Origin of the sequence: Burkholderia sp. Z1, from assembly GCF_014893795.1 — a bacterium.
GTDB lineage: Bacteria > Pseudomonadota > Gammaproteobacteria > Burkholderiales > Burkholderiaceae > Burkholderia > Burkholderia theae.
In genome coordinates this window covers 2,419,137-2,438,388 of the sequence record NZ_JACFYL010000002.1, presented here as the reverse complement: position 1 = coordinate 2,438,388, position 19,252 = coordinate 2,419,137, and the positions used below count along the sequence as shown (strand labels likewise).

At 66.6% G+C, this 19,252-nt stretch carries 15 protein-coding genes; 14 read left to right on the top strand and 1 reads right to left on the bottom strand.

Going from position 1 to position 19,252, the window contains the following annotated elements; translation table 11 throughout:
- The first annotated feature begins 76 nt into the window (after positions 1–76).
- From H3H55_RS27850 to H3H55_RS27835, 4 genes are all read left to right on the top strand, one after another.
- On the top strand, positions 77–499 hold the full coding sequence (locus tag H3H55_RS27850) for a rubrerythrin family protein (protein ID WP_193101034.1): 423 nt from the start codon (positions 77–79) through the stop codon (positions 497–499).
- A gap of 121 nt (positions 500–620) precedes the next feature.
- The gene (locus H3H55_RS27845) at positions 621–1,958 is read left to right on the top strand and encodes a heterodisulfide reductase-related iron-sulfur binding cluster (protein ID WP_193101033.1); all 1,338 of its coding nucleotides are present in this window, start codon (positions 621–623) and stop codon (positions 1,956–1,958) included.
- Between the two features lie 31 nt (positions 1,959–1,989).
- Positions 1,990–2,571, top strand: a complete 582-nt coding sequence (locus H3H55_RS27840) for a DUF3501 family protein (RefSeq protein ID WP_193101032.1) — start codon at positions 1,990–1,992, stop codon at positions 2,569–2,571.
- A gap of 716 nt (positions 2,572–3,287) precedes the next feature.
- The gene (locus H3H55_RS27835; protein WP_193102187.1) at positions 3,288–4,229 is read left to right on the top strand and encodes a transposase; all 942 of its coding nucleotides are present in this window, start codon (positions 3,288–3,290) and stop codon (positions 4,227–4,229) included.
- A gap of 129 nt (positions 4,230–4,358) precedes the next feature.
- Here the strand turns inward: H3H55_RS27835 and H3H55_RS27830 are convergent, their stop codons facing one another.
- Positions 4,359–5,885 (bottom strand): mannose-1-phosphate guanylyltransferase/mannose-6-phosphate isomerase, encoded by a 1,527-nt coding sequence (locus H3H55_RS27830; RefSeq protein ID WP_193101031.1) that lies wholly within the window; start codon positions 5,883–5,885, stop codon positions 4,359–4,361.
- Positions 5,886–6,313: 428 nt separating this feature from the next.
- Here H3H55_RS27830 and H3H55_RS27825 point away from each other — a divergent pair, with 428 nt between their 5' ends.
- The 10 genes from H3H55_RS27825 (at position 6,314) to H3H55_RS27780 (ending at position 19,165) form a co-directional block, all read left to right on the top strand.
- A complete protein-coding gene (locus tag H3H55_RS27825; protein WP_129516826.1) occupies positions 6,314–7,687 on the top strand; it encodes an undecaprenyl-phosphate glucose phosphotransferase in 1,374 nt (457 codons plus the stop codon).
- 156 nt (positions 7,688–7,843) lie between these two features.
- Positions 7,844–9,256 carry a UDP-glucose dehydrogenase family protein gene (locus H3H55_RS27820; protein WP_193101030.1) on the top strand — a complete coding sequence of 471 codons (1,413 nt, stop codon included), beginning with the start codon at positions 7,844–7,846 and terminating at the stop codon, positions 9,254–9,256.
- Between the two features lie 29 nt (positions 9,257–9,285).
- Positions 9,286–9,729 carry a low molecular weight protein-tyrosine-phosphatase gene (locus H3H55_RS27815; protein ID WP_048250188.1) on the top strand — a complete coding sequence of 148 codons (444 nt, stop codon included), beginning with the start codon at positions 9,286–9,288 and terminating at the stop codon, positions 9,727–9,729.
- A complete protein-coding gene (locus H3H55_RS27810) occupies positions 9,723–10,901 on the top strand; it encodes a polysaccharide biosynthesis/export family protein (protein WP_193102185.1) in 1,179 nt (392 codons plus the stop codon). The genes H3H55_RS27815 and H3H55_RS27810 overlap by 7 nt, the downstream gene beginning before the upstream one ends.
- A 50-nt stretch (positions 10,902–10,951) precedes the next feature.
- Complete coding sequence (locus tag H3H55_RS27805; RefSeq protein WP_129516828.1) at positions 10,952–13,177, top strand: polysaccharide biosynthesis tyrosine autokinase; 2,226 nt, start codon at positions 10,952–10,954, stop codon at positions 13,175–13,177.
- A 21-nt stretch (positions 13,178–13,198) separates the two neighbouring features.
- On the top strand, positions 13,199–14,158 hold the full coding sequence (locus H3H55_RS27800; protein WP_193101029.1) for a glycosyltransferase family 2 protein: 960 nt from the start codon (positions 13,199–13,201) through the stop codon (positions 14,156–14,158).
- A 46-nt stretch (positions 14,159–14,204) separates the two neighbouring features.
- Positions 14,205–15,341 (top strand): glycosyltransferase family 4 protein, encoded by a 1,137-nt coding sequence (locus H3H55_RS27795; RefSeq protein ID WP_193101028.1) that lies wholly within the window; start codon positions 14,205–14,207, stop codon positions 15,339–15,341.
- Between the two features lie 10 nt (positions 15,342–15,351).
- Entirely contained in the window at positions 15,352–16,818 is a 1,467-nt protein-coding gene (locus tag H3H55_RS27790; protein WP_193101027.1) for an O-antigen ligase family protein, read from the top strand.
- Positions 16,815–17,999: a glycosyltransferase family 4 protein gene (locus tag H3H55_RS27785; RefSeq protein WP_193101026.1), complete on the top strand. Its 1,185-nt coding sequence runs from the start codon at positions 16,815–16,817 to the stop codon at positions 17,997–17,999. Before H3H55_RS27790 ends, H3H55_RS27785 begins: the two co-directional genes overlap by 4 nt.
- A complete protein-coding gene (locus H3H55_RS27780; protein ID WP_193101025.1) occupies positions 17,999–19,165 on the top strand; it encodes a glycosyltransferase family 4 protein in 1,167 nt (388 codons plus the stop codon). The genes H3H55_RS27785 and H3H55_RS27780 overlap by 1 nt, the downstream gene beginning before the upstream one ends.
- Positions 19,166–19,252: the final 87 nt, after the last annotated feature.

Below are 19,252 nucleotides of genomic sequence, written 5' to 3'. Positions count from 1 at the left end.
GGCAAACGCATCGTTCCCCACATACATCATCGGCCCGGCTTCATACGCGGCCGCGCCGACTCGCACGGAGGCGCAAATGGCTCAACTCAAGGGCAGCAAAACCGAAGAGAACCTGAAGGCCGCATTCGCGGGTGAATCGCAGGCGAACCGGCGCTATCTGTATTTCGCTTCGAAGGCTGACGTCGAAGGGCAGAACGACGTCGCCGCGCTGTTCCGCTCGACCGCCGAAGGCGAAACCGGCCATGCGCACGGCCATCTCGAATATCTGGAAGCGGTCGGCGATCCGGCAACGGGCTTGCCGTTCGGCTCGTCGCGGCTGAATCTCGAAGCGGCGATCGCCGGCGAAACGCACGAATACACCGATATGTATCCGGGCATGGCGAAGACGGCACGCGACGAAGGCTTCGACGAAATCGCGAACTGGTTCGATACGCTCGCGAAGGCCGAACGCAGCCACGCGAACCGCTATACGAAGGCGCTGGACAGCCTCGTCGACTGACGGGCCGCCGCGGGCCGCACGGCACGTGCCGGGTGACCGGCCAGCGGCAGGCCGTTCGTTCATCGCTGCCCGCAGCGCGCGGGCGGCGCGCGCGCGCATGCGCGCCACGCTGGAGCGCCCCATGCCCCACAAGGAAGGCAGTCTCGAAGCCCCGACCCGGCATCCGCTCGACTGGCAGTCCGATGCGTTCTACGACCAGGCCGCGATCGATGCGGAAATGACGCGCGTGTTCGACATCTGCGCCGGATGCCGGCGCTGCGTGTCGTTGTGCGGCGCGTTTCCGGCGCTGTTCGATCTGGTCGACGACACGCCGATGGGCGATATCGAGGAAGTGCCGAAGGAAGCGTTCGGCAAGGTCGTCGACCAGTGCTATCTGTGCGACCTCTGCTACATGACGAAATGCCCGTATGTGCCGCCGCACGCATGGAACGTCGACTTCCCGCACCTGATGCTGCGCGGCAAGGCCGCGCGCTACCAGCGCGGCGAAGCGTCGCTGCGCGACAAGATACTGTCGAACACCGATGCGCTCGGTCATTTCGCGGGCATTCCGATCGTCACGCAGACGGTGAACGCGGTGAACCGTACGCCGCCGGCGCGGCATGCGCTCGAAGCGGCACTCGGCGTCGATCGCAACGCGTGGCTGCCGGAGTTCGCGCCGCGCAAGTTCCGCCGCGCCGCGAAGCGCTCGGCCAACCCGCCCGTGCGCGACGGCGAACGCACGCCCGGTAAGGTAGCGATCTACGCGACGTGTTACGTGAATTTCAACGAACCGGGCATCGGCCACGACCTGCTCGCGATTCTCGCGCACAACGACATCCCGTACGAACTCGTCACGCGCGAAGCCTGCTGCGGGATGCCGCTGCTCGAGCAGGGCAACCTCGCGGGCGTCGCCGCGAAGAAGGCCGTGAACATGCCCGTGCTCGAACGTTATGCGCGCGAAGGCTACGCGCTGATCGGCGCGATCCCGAGTTGCGTGCTGATGTACAAGAGCGAACTGCCGCTGATGTTCCCCGGCGACGAAACCGTGCGCGCGGTGGCCGACGCATTCTGGGATCCGTTCGAATACGTGATCGCGCGGCATCGCGACGGATTGCTGAAGACCGATTTCAAGACCGGCCTCGGCACCGTGTCGTATCACGTGCCGTGTCATGCGCGCGTGCAGAACATCGGTCGCAAGACGGCCGACGCGCTGTCGCTCGTGCCCGATACGCGCGTGAATGTCGTCGAGCGCTGCTCGGGCCATGCGGGCACGTTCGGCGTGAAGAAGGAGTTCCATGCGGACGCGATGCGGATCGGCGCGCCCGTGTTCAAGGCGATGGCCGAGCCGAAGCCGGATTTCGTGTCGTCCGACTGCGCGCTCGCCGGCCATCACATCGTGCAGGGCATCGACGAGAAGGGGCTGCCGTCCGCGCCGCTCGCGCATCCGCTCACGCTGCTGCGTCGCGCGTACGGCATCTGAGCCGATGCCGGCCGACCCACGAGGACATCCCATGACGCTGACCCGCGACTCCCTGCTGACGCTCGAAGCGTACGCGAAGATCCGCAGGACCGAACACGCGCGGCTCGTCGCGTACAAGCGCCGCCGCGCGGTGGCGCTCGGCAACCATCTGCGTTTCCTGTTCGAGGACGAGACGACGATCCGCTATCAGATCCAGGAGATGCTGCACATCGAGAAGATCTTCGACGAGGCGGGCATCGAAGGGGAGCTGGAAGCGTACCTGCCGCTCGTGCCCGACGGCACCAACCTGAAGGCGACGCTGCAGATCGAATACGAGCACGAGGTCGAGCGGCGCGCGGCGCTCGCGCGGCTGATCGGCGTCGAGGATCGCGTGTACCTGCGGGTCGACGGGCACGCGAGCGTGTACGCGCACGCCGACGAGGATCTCGACCGCGACAACGCCGAAAAGACCTCGGCTGTGCACTTCGTGCGCTTCGAACTCGATGCGCCGATGCGCGCGGCGCTCAAGGGCGGGGCAGGGCTGTCGATCGGCTGCGATCACCCGGCCTACACGATGCCGCCGCAGCGCGTGGACGCGGACGTAACCGCGTCGCTGGCCGGCGATCTGCGCTGACGCGCACGTCCTGCACGCCGGTTTCCGTTTTTCCGTTCCGACCCGAAACAGAATTTCCGCACATGGTGCGGCGCTGCCGGTCGCCGGCCGCCGCGAAGATGTAACAGGCGTCACGATTTGCATGCGGAGAAACAATGTGCATCGTGCGTCACCGTGTTTTCATCACTCGCGGAGAAACAATAAAAAGATTGTGCATGGAGATAATTCGACTGAGCGGTATTCGAATGATTTACCGATTCGTGAATATCTTGTTACGAAATTTCCTCTGATTTACCGATTTTCGGAAGCAATTCCGGAGATTGTTGCCGGCAAGGGTCGGAGCGGCCCGAAAAGGCCTATTGGCGGGCATTCTTCAGACCATGCGGAGCCCCGCCAGGCGGGCTTTTGCAGCGGAGCGCATAAAGATCTCGCAAAAAAATTCATGCGTAAATAGATTACCTATCCATGGCAGGTTGTTTCAGTGCGTAACATTAAGTCATTGTCATATTGAGATAAACCCTGAGGATGGTATGCTTCGTGCACAAAAATTCCCACATTGGAGTGAGACCGTGATTTGTGCGCCATTGCCGGGAATGGCGGCACCGTGAAAGTGCGGTGTCGCGCCGGCATGCACAACACCGGATAACCATAATGTGCAACCTGGCCGCCCCGCGACGCGAAGCATCGCGACGGCGCCGCCAATCGCAGCCCGGCCTGGCTGCGTGGAGAGATCTACTATGTTCTTCGATGAGCTTAACGATGAAGAGTGGTTTCGTCTTTCAACGCTGATCGCCGATGAACCCATCCGGCTGAATCGTCGTGGGCGTCCACGAGCCGAACCGCGCGTCGTTGCCAACGCGGTGCTCTGGATCCTGACGACCGGTGAAGCCTGGTCCAAGCTGCCCGGCCGTTATCCGTCCGGGCCGACGTGCCGCCGCCGCTACGAGGAATGGCTCGCGAACGGCACGTTGCTGCAGATGATCGATGCGTTGACCCAGTTCAGCGGGCGCACGTTCGCGTATATCCCGCCGCCGCCGGAAGCGGTCGTTCCTGCGCGTCGCGCGGAGCCCGTGCCCGACAACGATCGCTTGCGCGGCGTGTTCTGGCAAAACCCCGAATCGTGGCAATTGCCGGTTGCGCAGGCAAACGTTTGGGAGGGCGAAGGTGCGTCGATGAGCGCGATGCCGAACGACGAAACGGGCGATCCGTCCGGTGCGTCGTTCGCGGTGCCCGGCGCGCCGGCCGCGGAACTGCGCCATGCGCGCCCGTCGTCGGCGAGCTTCGCCGCGGCCGAACCGCAGGTCGACGAATATCGCGGTTATACGATCTGCGGTATCGCGCAGCCCGTGCAGAACCTGATGTATCGCGCATGGGCCGAGATCACGCAGGACGAGCGGCGCGTCGAGCGTTCGGGCCTCATCGGTCCGCGCTTTACCGATGCCGAGGAAGCGGAGCAGTACGCGCTCGACTGGGCACGCCAGTGGATCGATCGCCACGGTGCGAGCGACGAGCCGGCGCGCGCGCCGCAAAGCGAGGTGCTGGCCGGCTTGTCCGCGCTGGCGCGCGCGGAGTCGGACATCAAGCGTTTTATCGCCGAGCGTCACTCGGGTGCGCTGTCCGAAGGCCGCAACGATCCGGTGCAGCCGGAGCGTCGCGAATACGAGTACCGCGTAGGCTGAACGCCGTTCGAATGAAACGCGCGGGCCGTCGTGTGCCACGACGCCCGCGCGGAAGTCCGTCTTACCACCCTGTTGCCTGCCACGCCCGCGGGCGCCGCTGTCGAAGCGGCGCCCCGGGCGCGTGATGCATTACTGTCGGCCGTAGGTATCGTCGAAGCGGACGATGTCGTCCTCGCCGAGATACGCGCCCGACTGCACCTCGATCAGTTCGAGCGGCATCTTGCCCGGGTTCTCAAGGCGGTGCGAGACGCCGAGCGGGATGTACGTCGATTCGTTCTCGGACAGCAGGAACGTTTCGTCGCCGCGCGTGATGCACGCGGTGCCGCGCACGACGATCCAGTGTTCGGCGCGGTGGTGGTGCATCTGCAGCGACAGTTGCGCACCCGGCTTCACGACGATGCGTTTCACCTGGAAGCGCTCGCCCATGTCGATCGAGTCGTAGTGGCCCCACGGACGATGCACCTTGCGGTGATCGGTCGCTTCCGCGCCGCGTTGCGCCTTGATGCGCCCGACGATTTTCTTCACGTCCTGCACGCGCGACTTGTCCGCGACGAGCACGGCGTCGGGCGTTTCGACGACGACCAGGTTCTGCGTGCCGACGCAGGCGACGAGCCGGCTTTCCGAATGTGCGAAAGTCGATTCGGCGTCTTCGAACAGCACGTTGCCGCGGCCGACGTTCTCGGCATCGTCCTTCGGCGAGATCTGCCAGATCGCATCCCACGAGCCGACGTCCGACCAGCCCGCGTCGAGCGGCACGACGACGCTCTCGCACAGTTGCGGCAGGCTGGCGAGCGGTTCCATCACCGCGTAGTCGATCGAATTCGACGGCGCCGCGGCGAACGCATCGCGATCGACGCGGAAGAAATCGCCATCGGCCTTGCCCTGTGCGACGGCCTGTTCGCAGGCCGCGTAGATCGCGGGTTCGAGCTGGCGGATCGCCTTCAGCCAGACCGACGCACGCACGATGAAGATGCCGCTGTTCCACCAGTATTCGCCCGACGCGACGTATTGCTGAGCAAGTTCGAGATGCGGCTTCTCGACGAAACGGTCGAGGCGGCGCACGTCGAGGCTGCCCGTCGCGGCGTCGCCGAGCGGCGCGCCGACGCGGATGTAGCCGTAGCCGGTTTCCGCGTGCTTGGGCACGATGCCCATCGTCGCGATCTTGCCTTGCGCCGCGCAGTGCACGCCGGCCGCGACGGCTGCGTGGAAGCGCGGCAGGTCGGCGACCGCATGGTCGGCCGGCATCACGGTCATCACCGCATCGTTGCCGCCGGCGACGAGCCGCAGCGCGGCGAGCGTCAGTGCGGGCGCGGTGTCGCGGCCGAGCGGCTCGAGCATGATCGTCGCGCGCTTGGCCGTCAGGCGCAGCTGTTCGGCGGTCGTGAAGCGGTGATCCTCGCCGCACACGATCAGCACGTCGTCGTTCAGCGGATGGGCGGCCGTCAGGCCGTCGAGGCGCAGTGCGGTCGACTGCAGCAGCGAATGATCGCCGAGCAGGCCGATCAACTGTTTCGGAAAACGTTCGCGCGACATCGGCCACAGGCGTGTGCCGGAACCGCCGGCAAGAATCACCGGCTGCACGGCGAGGCGCGTGCCCGCGGCGGGTGCGGCGGAAGAAGAAGGGCGCGTTTCGGCTGCCACGGCCGGAGCATTCATGATGACACTCTCCACGGTTGAAGTCAGTGCCTGTCGTTTTAGCATGAAGTAAATCGACAATAAAACCGGACCCATTGCCCGCCATTCGCCGGGCGCGCATCCGGGAAATTTTTCATCGATAGCATCCGATGCCAATAAAAAAATAAAAAATAATTCCGTGTTTCGGCCGGGCATGACCGCCCGCAAAGGATCAGCGGAAATTGTAAAGATTCCGAAAAATTTCCAATTCCTGAACAATTCGGGAAAACGTGCCGCTTTAATTAAAAAATATCACGGCAAGATTTTCCGATTATTTTTCGAAATACTTGTGCGCTTGAGGAGAAATTTTCTTGTCGCTTCAATAGCGTCATGCAACGTTTGAATCGAATGTGCGGCACGGGCTGCGCAAGGAGCTGTTCGGCAAACGCCTGTTCAGAGAGGAAGCAGACATGTTGAGCGTGCTGGCGAGAATCATCGATATCGCGATGGTCGTGACGGGGGCGCTGATCGCCGCCGCGCTGCACGGCGGCAGCATCTGGCTCAACGACCTGCAGCGCACGACGGTGCTGTTCGACTGCCTGCTCGTCGTTGTGTTCTTTCCGGCCGTCGGCATTTACCAGTCGTGGCGCGGCAAGCGTCTCGTCGGGCTGATGGGGCGTGTCGCGTTCGCGTGGCTCGCGGTCGAACTCGCCGGCATCCTGATGAGCTTCAGCTTTCACCAGTCGGGCGACCTGTCGCGACTGTGGCTGGGTTACTGGGCGCTGGCGACGATGGCACTGCTGGCTGGCTCGAAGGCCTGCGTGCACGTCGTGCTGCGGCAACTGCGCCGCGGCGGCTACAACCTGAAGGCGGTCGCGATCGTCGGCGGTACGCCGGCCGCGCGGCGGCTGATCGCACAGATGCGGGCGCGGCCGGAAGCGGGCTTCAACCCGGTGTGCGTGTACGACGAAAGCGAAGCGCCGGGCGAAGTCGCACTCGACAACGTGCGGATCGAGCGGCAGTTCGAATCGCTGGTGTGGCTGGTGCGCAGTCGGGCGATCAGCGAGCTGTGGCTCACGCTGCCGGTTTCGGAGGAGCGCCGGATTCACCAGATCGTGACGGTGTTCCGCCACGACTTCGTGAATATCCGCTTCATCCCGGACGTGCGCACGCTGTCGTTCTTCAACCAGGAGGTGGTCGAGGTGCTCGGCGTGCCGGCGATCAATCTCGCGGCGTCGCCGATCACCGATGTGCGGATCCTGCCGAAATTCGTGTTCGACCGGCTGTTCGCGCTGGCCGCGCTCGCGATGCTCGCGCCGGTGATGGTGCTGATCGCCGGCCTGATCAAGCTGACGTCGCGCGGGCCGGTGTTCTTCCGCCAGAAGCGCAAGGGCATCGACGGGCACGAGTTCGAGATCTACAAGTTCCGCTCGATGAAGGTGCATCAGGAAGTGTCCGGGCAGGTCACGCAGGCGACCAAGAACGACACGCGCGTGACGCCGGTCGGCCGGTTCCTGCGCCGCACGAGCCTCGATGAACTGCCGCAGTTCATCAACGTGCTGAAGGGCGAGATGTCGGTCGTCGGCCCGCGCCCGCATGCGCTCGCGCACGACGACATCTACAAGGATCTGGTCAAGGGCTACATGTTCCGCTACCGGATCAAGCCCGGCATCACCGGGTGGGCGCAGATCAACGGCTTTCGCGGCGAGACCGACCAGATCGAGAAGATGATGGGACGCGTGAAGCTCGATCTGTACTACATGCAGAACTGGTCGTTCTGGCTCGACATCAAGATCGTCGCGCTGACGCTCTGGAAAGGCTTCACTGGCAGCAACGCTTATTGAGCGCCCCAGGCGTGCCGCTTCGCGCTGGGTCCCCGAGACGGGACTTTCGGCGGAGCGGAAAACCCGGGGCGGCCCGGCATTTTTCCGAGCGGCAGTGCCACGCAGGCATTCCGGTTTAACGATTTTCGAATCATTGGTCACGAGGTCCGACACATCATGAATCTGACTATCATCGGCAGCGGTTACGTAGGTCTTGTCACCGGCGCCTGTCTCGCCGACATCGGGCACGACGTGTTCTGTCTCGACGTCGACCAGGCAAAGATCGACGTCCTGAACAACGGCGGCGTGCCGATCCACGAGCCGGGCCTCAAGGAAGTCATCGCGCGCAACCGCGCGGCCGGCCGCCTGCGCTTCTCGACCGACGTCGAAGCCGCGGTCGCGCACGGCGACGTGCAGTTCATCGCGGTCGGCACGCCGCCCGACGAGGACGGCTCGGCCGACCTGCAGTACGTGCTCGCGGCGGCGCGCAACATCGGCCGGTACATGACGGGCTTCAAGGTGATCGTCGACAAGTCGACGGTGCCGGTCGGCACGGCCGAGCGCGTGCGCGCCGCGGTCGCCGAGGAGCTCGCGAAGCGCGGCGGCGACCAGATGTTCTCGGTCGTGTCGAATCCGGAATTCCTGAAGGAAGGCGCGGCGGTCGACGATTTCACGCGGCCGGACCGCATCGTGATCGGCTGCGACGACGACGTGCCGGGCGAGCGTGCCCGCGAGCTGATGAAGAAGCTGTACGCGCCGTTCAACCGCAACCACGAACGCACGCTGTACATGGACGTGCGCTCGGCCGAGTTCACCAAATACGCGGCGAACGCGATGCTCGCGACGCGCATCTCGTTCATGAACGAGCTGGCGAACCTCGCCGACCGCTTCGGCGCGGATATCGAGTCGGTGCGCCGCGGGATCGGTTCCGACCCGCGCATCGGTTATCACTTCCTGTATGCCGGCTGCGGCTACGGCGGCTCGTGCTTCCCGAAGGACGTCGAGGCGCTGATCCGCACGGCCGACGAGCACGGCCAGGCGCTGCAGATCCTGAAGGCCGTGTCGGCGGTCAACGCCACGCAAAAGCGCGTGCTCGCCGACAAGATCGTCGCGCGTTTCGGCGAAGACCTGACGGGGCGCACGTTCGCGATCTGGGGCCTCGCGTTCAAGCCGAACACCGACGACATGCGCGAAGCGCCGAGCCGCGAGCTGATCGCGGAGCTGCTGTCGCGCGGCGCGCGTGTCGCCGCGTACGACCCGGTCGCGCAGCAGGAAGCGCGCCGGGTGATCGCGCTCGATCTCGCCGATCACCCGAGCTGGCTCGAGCGCCTGACCTTCGTCGACGACGAAGCACAGGCCGCGCGCGATGCCGACGCGCTCGTGATCGTCACCGAATGGAAGGTGTTCAAGAGCCCCGACTTTGTCGCGCTCGGCCGCCTGTGGAAGGCGCCGGTGATCTTCGACGGCCGCAACCTGTACGAGCCGGAGACGATGAGCGAGCAGGGCATCGAATACCACCCGATCGGCCGGCCGGGCTCGCGCCAGGCCGTCGCGGCCCGCGTGCCGGGCACCGCGCGCGCCAGCGCGTAACCCTTTCCCGTCACTCGTTACGAGGCGTCATGTTCCGGAACATCCTGATCGTCTGCCACGCGAACGTCTGCCGCAGTCCGGCGGCGGAAATGCTGTTCAAGTCGCACCTCGCGTCACGCGGCGGCCCGCGCCCGACGTTTCACTCGGCCGGCGTGCATGCGAACGACGGCGACGGCATCGATCCGGTGATGCGGCGCCTGCTCGCCGAGCGGGGCGTCGATGCGACGACCCACCGCTCGCGGCGGCTGTCGCGCCGGATCGTGCGCGACGCCGACCTGATTCTCGTCAGCGAGCGCGGACAGATCGCGGCCGTCGAAGCGGTCGATCCGTTCGCGCGCGGCAAGGTCCACCTGCTTGGCAAGTGGGAAGGGGCCGAGATTGCCGATCCGCACGGCGGCCCCGAGGCCGATTACCGCGAGAGCTACTCGCAGATCGAACGTCTGGTTCAAGGATGGCTACAGAAACTATGCTGAAACGCCCGATGCGCCCGGTGGCGCTTGCCGTCGCGCTGACGACTTTTCTGTCAGCCTGTGCAACCGCGCCCGGCAACTACCTCGACTCGTCGAACCTGAAGGACGAAGGCCGGCAGCAAGCGGCCGAGACCTATCCGGTTCATTACATCGACGCGAAAGTGGTGATGGACCAGCTGCAGAAGCAGCAGGTCGAGCACCCGCTGCCGCCGGGACGTTATACCGATCCGTCGCAGTACGTGTACCGCGTCGGCCCGCAGGACATCCTCGGCGTCACCGTGTGGGACCACCCCGAGCTGACGACGCCGCAGGGCCAGTCGTTCTCGAGCGGCGGCAACACGACGCAGACGATCGCGGGCGCGTTGCAGCAGCCCTATTCGTCGTCGCTGCCGGGCCAGGCCGATCCATACGGCCAGACGGTGTCCGCCGACGGCACGATCTTCTTCCCGTTCGTCGGCCGCATCCACGTGGCCGGCAAGACGATCGCGCAGACCCGTGACGAGCTGGCCACGCGTCTCGCGCGTTATGTGAAGAATCCGCAGCTCGACGTGCGCGTGCTGTCGTTCCGCAGCCAGAAGGTGCAGGTGACGGGCGAAGTGAAGACGCCGGGCCCGCTCGCGATGAGCGACGTGCCGCTGACGCTGGTCGACGCGATCTCGCGCTCGGGCGGCTCGACCACCGACGCCGACCTGCAGCGTGTGCGCCTGACGCGCGACGGCAAGCTCTACACGCTCGACGCGAACGGCGTGCTCGATCGCGGCGAAGTGCGGCAGAACGTGATGCTTCAGCCGGGCGACATCGTCAACGTGCCGGACCGCAGCGACAGCCGCGTGTTCATCATGGGCGAGGTCAAGACGCCGGTCACGGTGCCGATGCTCAAGGGCAAGCTGACCATCGCCGATGCATTGACGGCGGGCGGCGGCATCCTCGACACCGATGCGAACCCGCGCAAGATCTACGTGATGCGCGGGATGCGCGACAACCCGACGAAGCCTGAAGTATTCCGTCTCGACATGACGCAGCCCGATGCGCTGATGCTGTCGAGCCGCTTCCCGCTTCAACCGCTCGACGTCGTCTACGTCAGCACGGCCGGCTCGGTGCAGTTCAACCGTGTGCTGCAGCAGGTGCTGCCGACGATCCAGACGATTTTCTACATGAAGCAAATCACGCGCTGATAGCCCGCCGGGGCGGCGCCTCCGCCCCGGCACCACTCAAGCGGGAACGAATGGTGAACACGCAAGCGAAACACTCCTACGCGGATCTGTCCGTGAAAACCGAGGAAGAGGACGTCGTCCTCGGCCAGTTGCTCCAGGTGATCATGGACGACATCTGGCTGCTGCTCGGCATCGCGGTGACGGTCATCGCGCTCGCCGGCCTCTACTGCTACATCGCGAAGCCGGTCTATCAGGCCGATGTGCACGTGCGGGTCGAGAGCAACGACAACACGTCGCAGGCGCTGACGCAGACGCAGACCGGCGCGATGATCAACACCGGTCCGCAGCAGGCGCAGACCGATGCGGAAATCGAAATCATCAAGAGCCGCGGCGTCGTCGCGCCGGTCGTCGAGCAGTTCAAGCTGAACTTCTCGGTCATGCCGAAGACGCTGCCGGTGATCGGCAGCCTCGCCGCGCGCGTCGCGACACCGGGCGTGCCGGCGCGGCCGTGGCTAGGCCTCAAGTCGTATGCATGGGGCGGTGAAGTCGCCGACATCGATTCGATCAGTGTCGCGCCCGCGCTCGAAGGCAAGAAGCTGACGCTGACGGCCGGCCCGAACGACACCTATGCGCTGGCCGACGAGAACGGCGGCCGGCTGCTGTCGGGCCGCGTCGGCGAATCGGCGCAGGGCGGCGGCGTGACGCTGCTCGTGCAGAAGCTTGTCGCACGCCCCGGCACGCAGTTCACGGTGGTCCGCTACAACGATCTCGACGCGATCAGCGGCTTCCAGACCGGCATCCAGGTGACCGAGCAGGGCAAGCAGACGGGCGTCGTGCAGATCTCGCTCGAAGGCAAGGACCCGGACCAGACCGCCGCGATCGCGAACGCGCTCGCGCAGTCGTACCTGAACCAGCACGTGGTCGCGAAGCAGGCCGAAACGACCAAGATGCTCGACTTCCTGAAGGGCGAGGAACCGCGCCTGAAGTCCGACCTCGAACGCGCGGAAGCCGCGCTGACGCAGTACCAGCGCACGTCGGGCTCGATCAACGCGAGCGACGAGGCGAAGGTCTACCTCGAGGGCAGCGTGCAGTACGAGCAGCAGATCGCCGCGCAGCGCCTGCAGCTCGCGTCGCTCGCGCAGCGCTTCACCGATTCGCATCCGATGGTGATCGCCGCGAAGCAGCAGCTCGCGGAGCTGCAGGGCGAGAAGGACAAGTTCAGCAACCGCTTCCGCAGCCTGCCGGCGACCGAAGTGAAGGCCGTCCAGCTCCAGCGCGACGCGAAGGTCGCCGAGGACATCTACGTGCTGCTGCTGAACCGCGTGCAGGAGCTGTCGGTGCAGAAGGCCGGCACGGGCGGCAACATCCACCTCGTCGATTCGGCGCTGCGTCCGGGAGACCCGGTCAAGCCGAAGAAGGTGCTGATCCTGTCGGCCGCCGTGTTCCTCGGGCTGATCCTCGGCACGGGCGTCGTGTTCCTGCGCCGCAACATGTTCCAGGGGATCGAGGATCCCGACCGCGTCGAGCGTGCGTTCAACCTGCCGCTGTACGGGCTGGTGCCGCAAAGCGCCGAGCTGGCGAAGCTCGACGCCGCGGCCGAGAAGGGCGGTGGCCGCGCGCGGCCGATCCTGGCGAGCCTGCGTCCGAAGGATCTCAGCGTCGAGAGCCTGCGCAGCCTGCGCACCGCGATGCAGTTCGCGATGATGGACGCGAAGAACCGCGTGATCGTGCTGACCGGCCCGACGCCCGGCATCGGCAAGAGCTTCCTGGCGGTCAACCTCGCGGTGCTGCTCGCGCATTCGGGCAAGCGCGTGCTGCTGGTCGACGCCGACATGCGGCGCGGCCTGCTCGACCGCTACTTCGGCCTCACTCCGCAGCCGGGCCTGTCCGAGTTGCTGAGCGACCAGTCGGCGCTCGAGGACGCGGTGCGCGAGACGCCGATTCCGGGCCTGTCGTTCATCGCAGCCGGCACGCGCCCGCCGAACCCGTCGGAACTGCTGATGTCGACGCGCCTGCCGCAATACCTCGAAGGGCTCAGCAAGCGTTACGACGTCGTGCTGATCGATTCGCCGCCGGTGCTGGCGGTGACCGACGCGACCATCATCGGCCGCATGGCCGGCTCGACGTTCCTCGTGCTGCGCTCGGGCATGCATACCGAAGGCGAGATCGCCGACGCGATCAAGCGCCTGCGCACCGCGGGCGTCGATCTGGAAGGCGGGATCTTCAACGGCGTGCCGCCGAAGTCGCGCGGCTACGGCCGCGGTTATGCGGCCGTGCACGAATACCTGAGCGCCTGACCGATCGACTGGAGAACCGCCATGAAAATTTCCGTGCTCGTTCCGACCTACCGGCGTCCCGCCGACCTCGCGCGCTGCCTGCTGGCGCTGCAGCGGCAGCACCGGCTGCCCGACGAGGTGATCGTCGTCGCGCGCCCGGAGGACGACGCCACGCATGAACGGCTCGCCGATCCGTCGGTCGGCGGTGCGCTGCCGCTGCGTATCGTGCCGGTCGATGTGCCGGGGCAGGTCGCCGCGCTGAACAAGGGGCTCGACTCCGCGCAAGGCGACATCGTCGCGATCACCGACGACGATGCGGCGCCGCACCCCGACTGGCTCGCGCGCATCGAGTCCGCGTTCCTGTCCGATCCGCGCGTGGGCGCGGTCGGCGGCCGCGACTGGGTACATGAGAAGGGCCGCCTGCTCGACGAATCGCGCGAGCTGGTTGGCCGGCTCACGCTGTCGGGCAAGATCGTCGGCAATCATCACCTCGGTGTCGGCGGCGCGCGCGAAGTCGACACGCTGAAGGGCGCGAACATGAGCTACCGGCGTTCGGCGATCGGCGCGCTGCGTTTCGATACGCGGCTGCGCGGCGCCGGCGCGCAGACCCACAACGACACCGCGTTCAGCATGGAAGTGCAGCGCGCGGGCTGGAAGCTGCTGTACGACCCGGCGATCGCCGTCGATCACTATCCCGCCGAACGCTTCGACGACGACCGGCGCGACGCGGCGTCGCTGAACGCGATCAGCAACGGCGCGTACAACCTGCAACTGACGTTGCGCGAGCATCTGCCGCCGGTACGGCGCGAGATCGCGTGGTGGTGGTGGGCGCTGGTCGGCACGCGCGTCTATCCGGGCTTCGCGCACGTGCTGCTGTCGCTGCATACCGCGCGGCGCGGCCGCGTGCTCGCGCACTGGCGCGCGGTGCGCCGCGGCGCGCGCGATGCGCGTCGCGCCACCGTCGCCCCGCACCGTGCGGCCATGCCGCCGGTGACGTCATGAACGCGCCGCGCGCGATGCCGCGCGCGGCCGAACCCGGAGCGCTTGAATGACAGCGACCAAAGTCCACGTCCATCTGTTTTACGGCGCCGATCCGCGTACCTACCGGAAAGGCGAGAACATCGGCTGCCTGTACGGTTATCACCATGCCGAATCCGACGAATTCCGGCTGTCCTATTCGCAGGACGGCGGCGAAAATCGCATCGCCAGCCTCGCGCGCCGCGCGCTGAAGGCGGCGCTCGGTTTCGACGTCGTGCATGCGTGGCGCAACCGCGCCGCGCTGCTGAACACCGACGTGATCTGGACGCACACCGAACAGGAGCATCTCGCCGCGTCGCTGATCCTCAAGCTCGCCGGCGCGCAGGGCAAGCGCCCGCTGCTGCTCGCGCAGAGCGTGTGGCTGTTCGACAAGTGGGGCACGTTCGGCGGCCCGCGCCGCTGGTTGTACCGCAAGCTGATCGCGCGCGCCGACGCACTGACCACGCTCGCCCGCGACAACGCCGAGCTGTGCCGCCGTTATCTCGGGCGCGATGCGGAGTTCGTCTACTACGGGCTCAACACGCAGGATTTCCCGATCACCGAGCCGCGCCAGTGGCAGCCGAACCGGCCGCTGCGGATCGCGGCGATCGGCAACGACCGCGACCGCGACTGGCGCACGTTCCTCGCCGCGTTCGGCGGCGACGAGCGCTACGACGTGCGGCTCGCGACGCGCCGCCGCGTGCCGCGCGAGTGGCATGCGCCGAACGTGAAGATCGGTTCGGCGTCGGGGCTCGCGAAGCAGCACGAGTTGTACGCGTGGGCCGACGTGATCGTCGTGCCGCTGCGGCCGAACTTCCATGCATCGGGCATCACCGTGATGCTGGAGGCGGCAGCTGTCGGCAAGCCGATGATCGTGTCCGACGTCGGCGGGCTCAGCGATTATTTCCCGCACGATACGGCCGCGTATGTGCCGGCGTTCGACGCGCAGGCGATGCGTCAGGCCGCCGACCGCTTCGCGGCCGATCCGGTCGCGGCGCTCGACTGCGCGCGGGCTGCCGTCGCGTGCCTGCGCGAGCGCGACCTGACCACGCAGGCGTTCGCCGAGCAGCACGTGCGGATCACGCGCGACATGCTGCGCCGGCGCCGGACGCCGGCGGCCGCGGGGCGGGCGATGCCGCTCGCGGATTCGCGTCCTTCGTCGCGGTGAGTGCGCATCGATGAGTACGATTACCGCCGAACGCGCACCGTCGCGCAATCGCAGCTGGTTTGCCGAACCGAAACACTGGGTCGGGCAGGCCGGGCTGTGGACGTTCACCGCCGCGCTGATCGCCGTTCACCAGGGCAAGGTGCTGACGCTCGCGTTTCCGGTGCTGGCCATCGCGGTCGGCATCTGGCTGTATTTCAAGAGCCCGGCGCGCTACGTCGGCTTCATGTGGTGGGTGTGGTTCCTGAGCCCGGAAGTGCGGCGTCTCGCCGACTGGTCGAAGGGGGCGTTCACGCCGACGAGCCTGATCCAGGTCGCGCCGCTCGCGGTGACGATGATCGCCGGCTTCGGGCTGATCCGGCATTACCGCGTGCTCGCGCAGCGGCGCGGCATACCCGTGCTGTTGATGCTGTTCGGGCTCACGTACGCGTACCTCGTCGGGATCGTGTCGAGCGGCGTGATGGCCGCGACCTACGACCTCGCGAACTGGGTGTACCCGGTGCTGATCGGTTTTCACATCATGGTCAACGCGCGCGACTATCCCGAGTACCGCGACGTGCTGTTGTCCACGTTCATGTGGGGCATGCTCGTGATGGGCGTGTACGGGGTCGTGCAGTACTTCGTGATGCCGCAGTGGGACGTGCTGTGGATGATCGGGTCGGACATGGGTTCGCAGGGCGAGCCGGTGCCGTATGGCGTGCGCGTGTTCAGCACGATGAACTCGTCGGGGCCGTTCGCGTTCGCGATGATGGGCGCGCTGGTGTTCGTGCTCGCGGCGCCGCAGAAGATCCGCTGGGTCGCGGGGGCGGCCGGCTTCGTGTCGTTCGCGCTGTGTCTGGTGCGCTCGACGTGGGGCGGCTGGGTGATCGCGCTTGCGATCCAGCTCGCGCAGTCGAACAACCGCGTGCGGATGCGGATCCTCATCAGCGGCGTCGTGCTGGTCGGACTGTGCGTACCGCTCCTGACCGTCGGGCCGGTGGCCGACCGTCTCGGCCAGCGTCTCCAGTCGATCACGAACCTGAAGGACGACCGCAGCTACGACGACCGCAACAAGTTCTACGCGACCTTCGCACAGACGGCATTCACCGACGTCGCCGGCGAAGGGATGGGCGCGACGGGCGCATCCACGAAGCTGTCGAGCGACAGCGGCGAGCTCGGCAAGTACGGCAGCTTCGACAGCGGCGTGATGAACGTGCCGTTCGTGCTCGGGTGGCCCGGCACGCTGCTGTACCTCGCCGGCGTCGTGATGCTGTTCGGCCGCACGCTGCGCGCGGCGTTCAAGCTGCGCAAGGACAAGTTCGTCGGCGCGTGCCTGAGCCTGTGCCTGTCGACGTTCGCGATGCTCGTGTTCACGAACTCGCTGATCGGCACGGGCGGCCTGCTGATGTTTACAGCCATTTTTTCGATTCTTTCCGCGGCGCACTGGCAAAAGGCACAACGCCTGCTGGCCGCCGCGCGTTCACGGGGAGGCGAGCATTGAGAATCGCGATCGTCACGCATGTCGTGCGACATAACGACGGGCAGGGCCGCGTCAATTACGAAATCGCGCGCGCGGCGCTGGCCGAGAACTACGAGGTCACGCTGGTCGCATCGCACGTCGCGCCCGAGCTGCTGGCCGACCCGCGCGTGCACTGGGTGCCCGTGAAGGTCGGCGGCTTCTGGCCGTCGAATCTCGTCAAGCAGCAGGTGTTCGCGCTGAAGAGCGCGTGGTGGCTGCGCGCGCACCGCGGCGACTACGACGTGCTGCACGTGAACGGCTTCATTTCGTGGATCAAGGCCGACGTGAATACCGCGCACTTCGTGCACGGTGGCTGGTTCAAGAGCCCGTACTACCCGTTCGGGCCCACGAAGGGGCTGTGGTCGGCTTACCAGTACGTCTACACGCGCGTGAACACCGTGCTCGAGCGCTGGGCGTACCGGCGTTCGCGCGCGATCACCGCCGTGTCGCAGAAAGTGGCCGACGAGATCGCCGCGCTCGGCATCGACAGCCGCAAGATCAGCGTGATCTACAACGGCGTCGACGGCAGCGCGTTCGCGGGCGCGCAAGCCGACCGTGCGGCCTTCAAGCTGCCGGACGATGCGTTCCTGCTGCTGTTCGTCGGCGACCTGCGCACGCCGCGCAAGAACCTCGGCACCGTGCTGAAGGCGCTGACGAAGCTGCCGGCGAACGTCCATCTCGCGGTGGCCGGGTATCTGCCCGGCAGCCCGTATCCGGACGAGGCGCGTGCGCTCGGCATCGATTCGCGCGTGCATTTCCTCGGCCTGGTGAAGAACATGCCGACGCTGATGCGCTCGGTCGACGCGTACGTATTTCCGTCGCGCTACGAAGCGATGAGCCTGTCGCTGCTGGAGGCGATGGCGGCCGGTCTGCCGGTCGTCACCGCGCGCACGGCGGGCGGCGCGGAAATCATCACGCGCGAATGCGGGATCGTGCTGGAAGATCCGGACGATCCGGCCGCGCTCGCGCAGGCGATCGGCTCGCTCGCGGCATCGCGCGACACCTGCCGTGCGATGGGCGACGCGGCCCGCGAACTGATGACCCGTTTCGGCTGGGCGCACATGGGCGCCCAGTACATCGCGCTTTATCGGCGCATCGGCCAACCCCCGCAGCCGTCCGCTTTCGAGCGGGTCGAGCATGCAGTCACGCAGGAGCAACCGTGATGTCTCAACCTTCCCGGCCGATCAAATCGCTGCAGATCGGTATGCACTGGTTCCCCGAACGCGCGGGCGGCCTTGACCGGATGTATTACTCGCTCGTCGGCGCGCTACCGGGCGCGGGCGTCGAGGTGCGCGGGCTCGTCGCGGGCTCGCCGAAGGTCGCCGACGACACGGGCGGCGCGATCCAGGGCTTCGGTCCCGCATCGGAACCGCTCGCGCGCCGGATGCTCGCCGCGCGGCGCGCGCTGCGCGAGGAGATCCGCAGCGAGCGGCCGGACGTGATCTCGTCGCACTTCGCGCTGTACACGTTCCCGGGTCTCGACGTGACGCGCGGGATTCCGCAGGTGTCGCACTTCCAGGGGCCGTGGGCCGACGAAAGCCAGGTCGAGGGCGCCGCGTCGCTCGGCCAGCGCGCGAAGCGCTATCTCGAACAGGCCGTCTATACGCGCTCGTCGCGGCTGATCGTGCTGTCGCAGGCATTCGGCCAGATTCTGACGAACCGCTACGGGATCGAGCCGTCACGCGTGCGCGTGATTCCCGGCTGCGTCGATACCGCGCAGTTCGACACGCCGCTCACGCCCGTCGAGGCGCGACACAAGCTGCAGCTGCCGCAGGACCGTCCGATCGTGCTGGCCGTGCGCCGGCTCGTGCGGCGCATGGGGCTGGAGGATCTGATCGATGCGATCGGCCTCATCAAGCATCGTCAACCGGACGTGCTGCTGCTGATCGCGGGCAAGGGCAAGATCGGCGAGGAACTGCAGCAGCGCATCGATGGGGCGGGGTTGCAGGACAACGTGAAGCTGCTCGGCTTCGTGCCCGACCATCATCTCGCGGCGCTGTACCGCGCGGCGACGGTCAGTGTCGTGCCGACGGTCGCGCTCGAAGGTTTCGGGCTGATCACCGTCGAATCGCTCGCGTCCGGCACGCCCGTGCTGGTTACGCCGGTCGGCGGGCTGCCGGAGGCGGTCGCGGGGCTGTCCGACGATCTCGTGCTGCCGTCGACCGGTGCTGACGCGATCGCGGAAGGGCTCGGCGCCGCGTTGTCGGGCGCGATCACGCTGCCCGACGAGTTCGCATGCAAGCGCTACGCACGCGATCATTTCGATAACGCGGTGATCGCGCGGCGCGTCGCCAGCGTGTACGAAGAGGCGATCCAGACGGCCGGCTGAAGCCCCCGCGGCACGCAACCGGCGTGCCGAATCGAAGGTCGAACCGGCGCGCGTGCGCGGCCGGTTCGCGTGCCGGCCGCCCGAAGT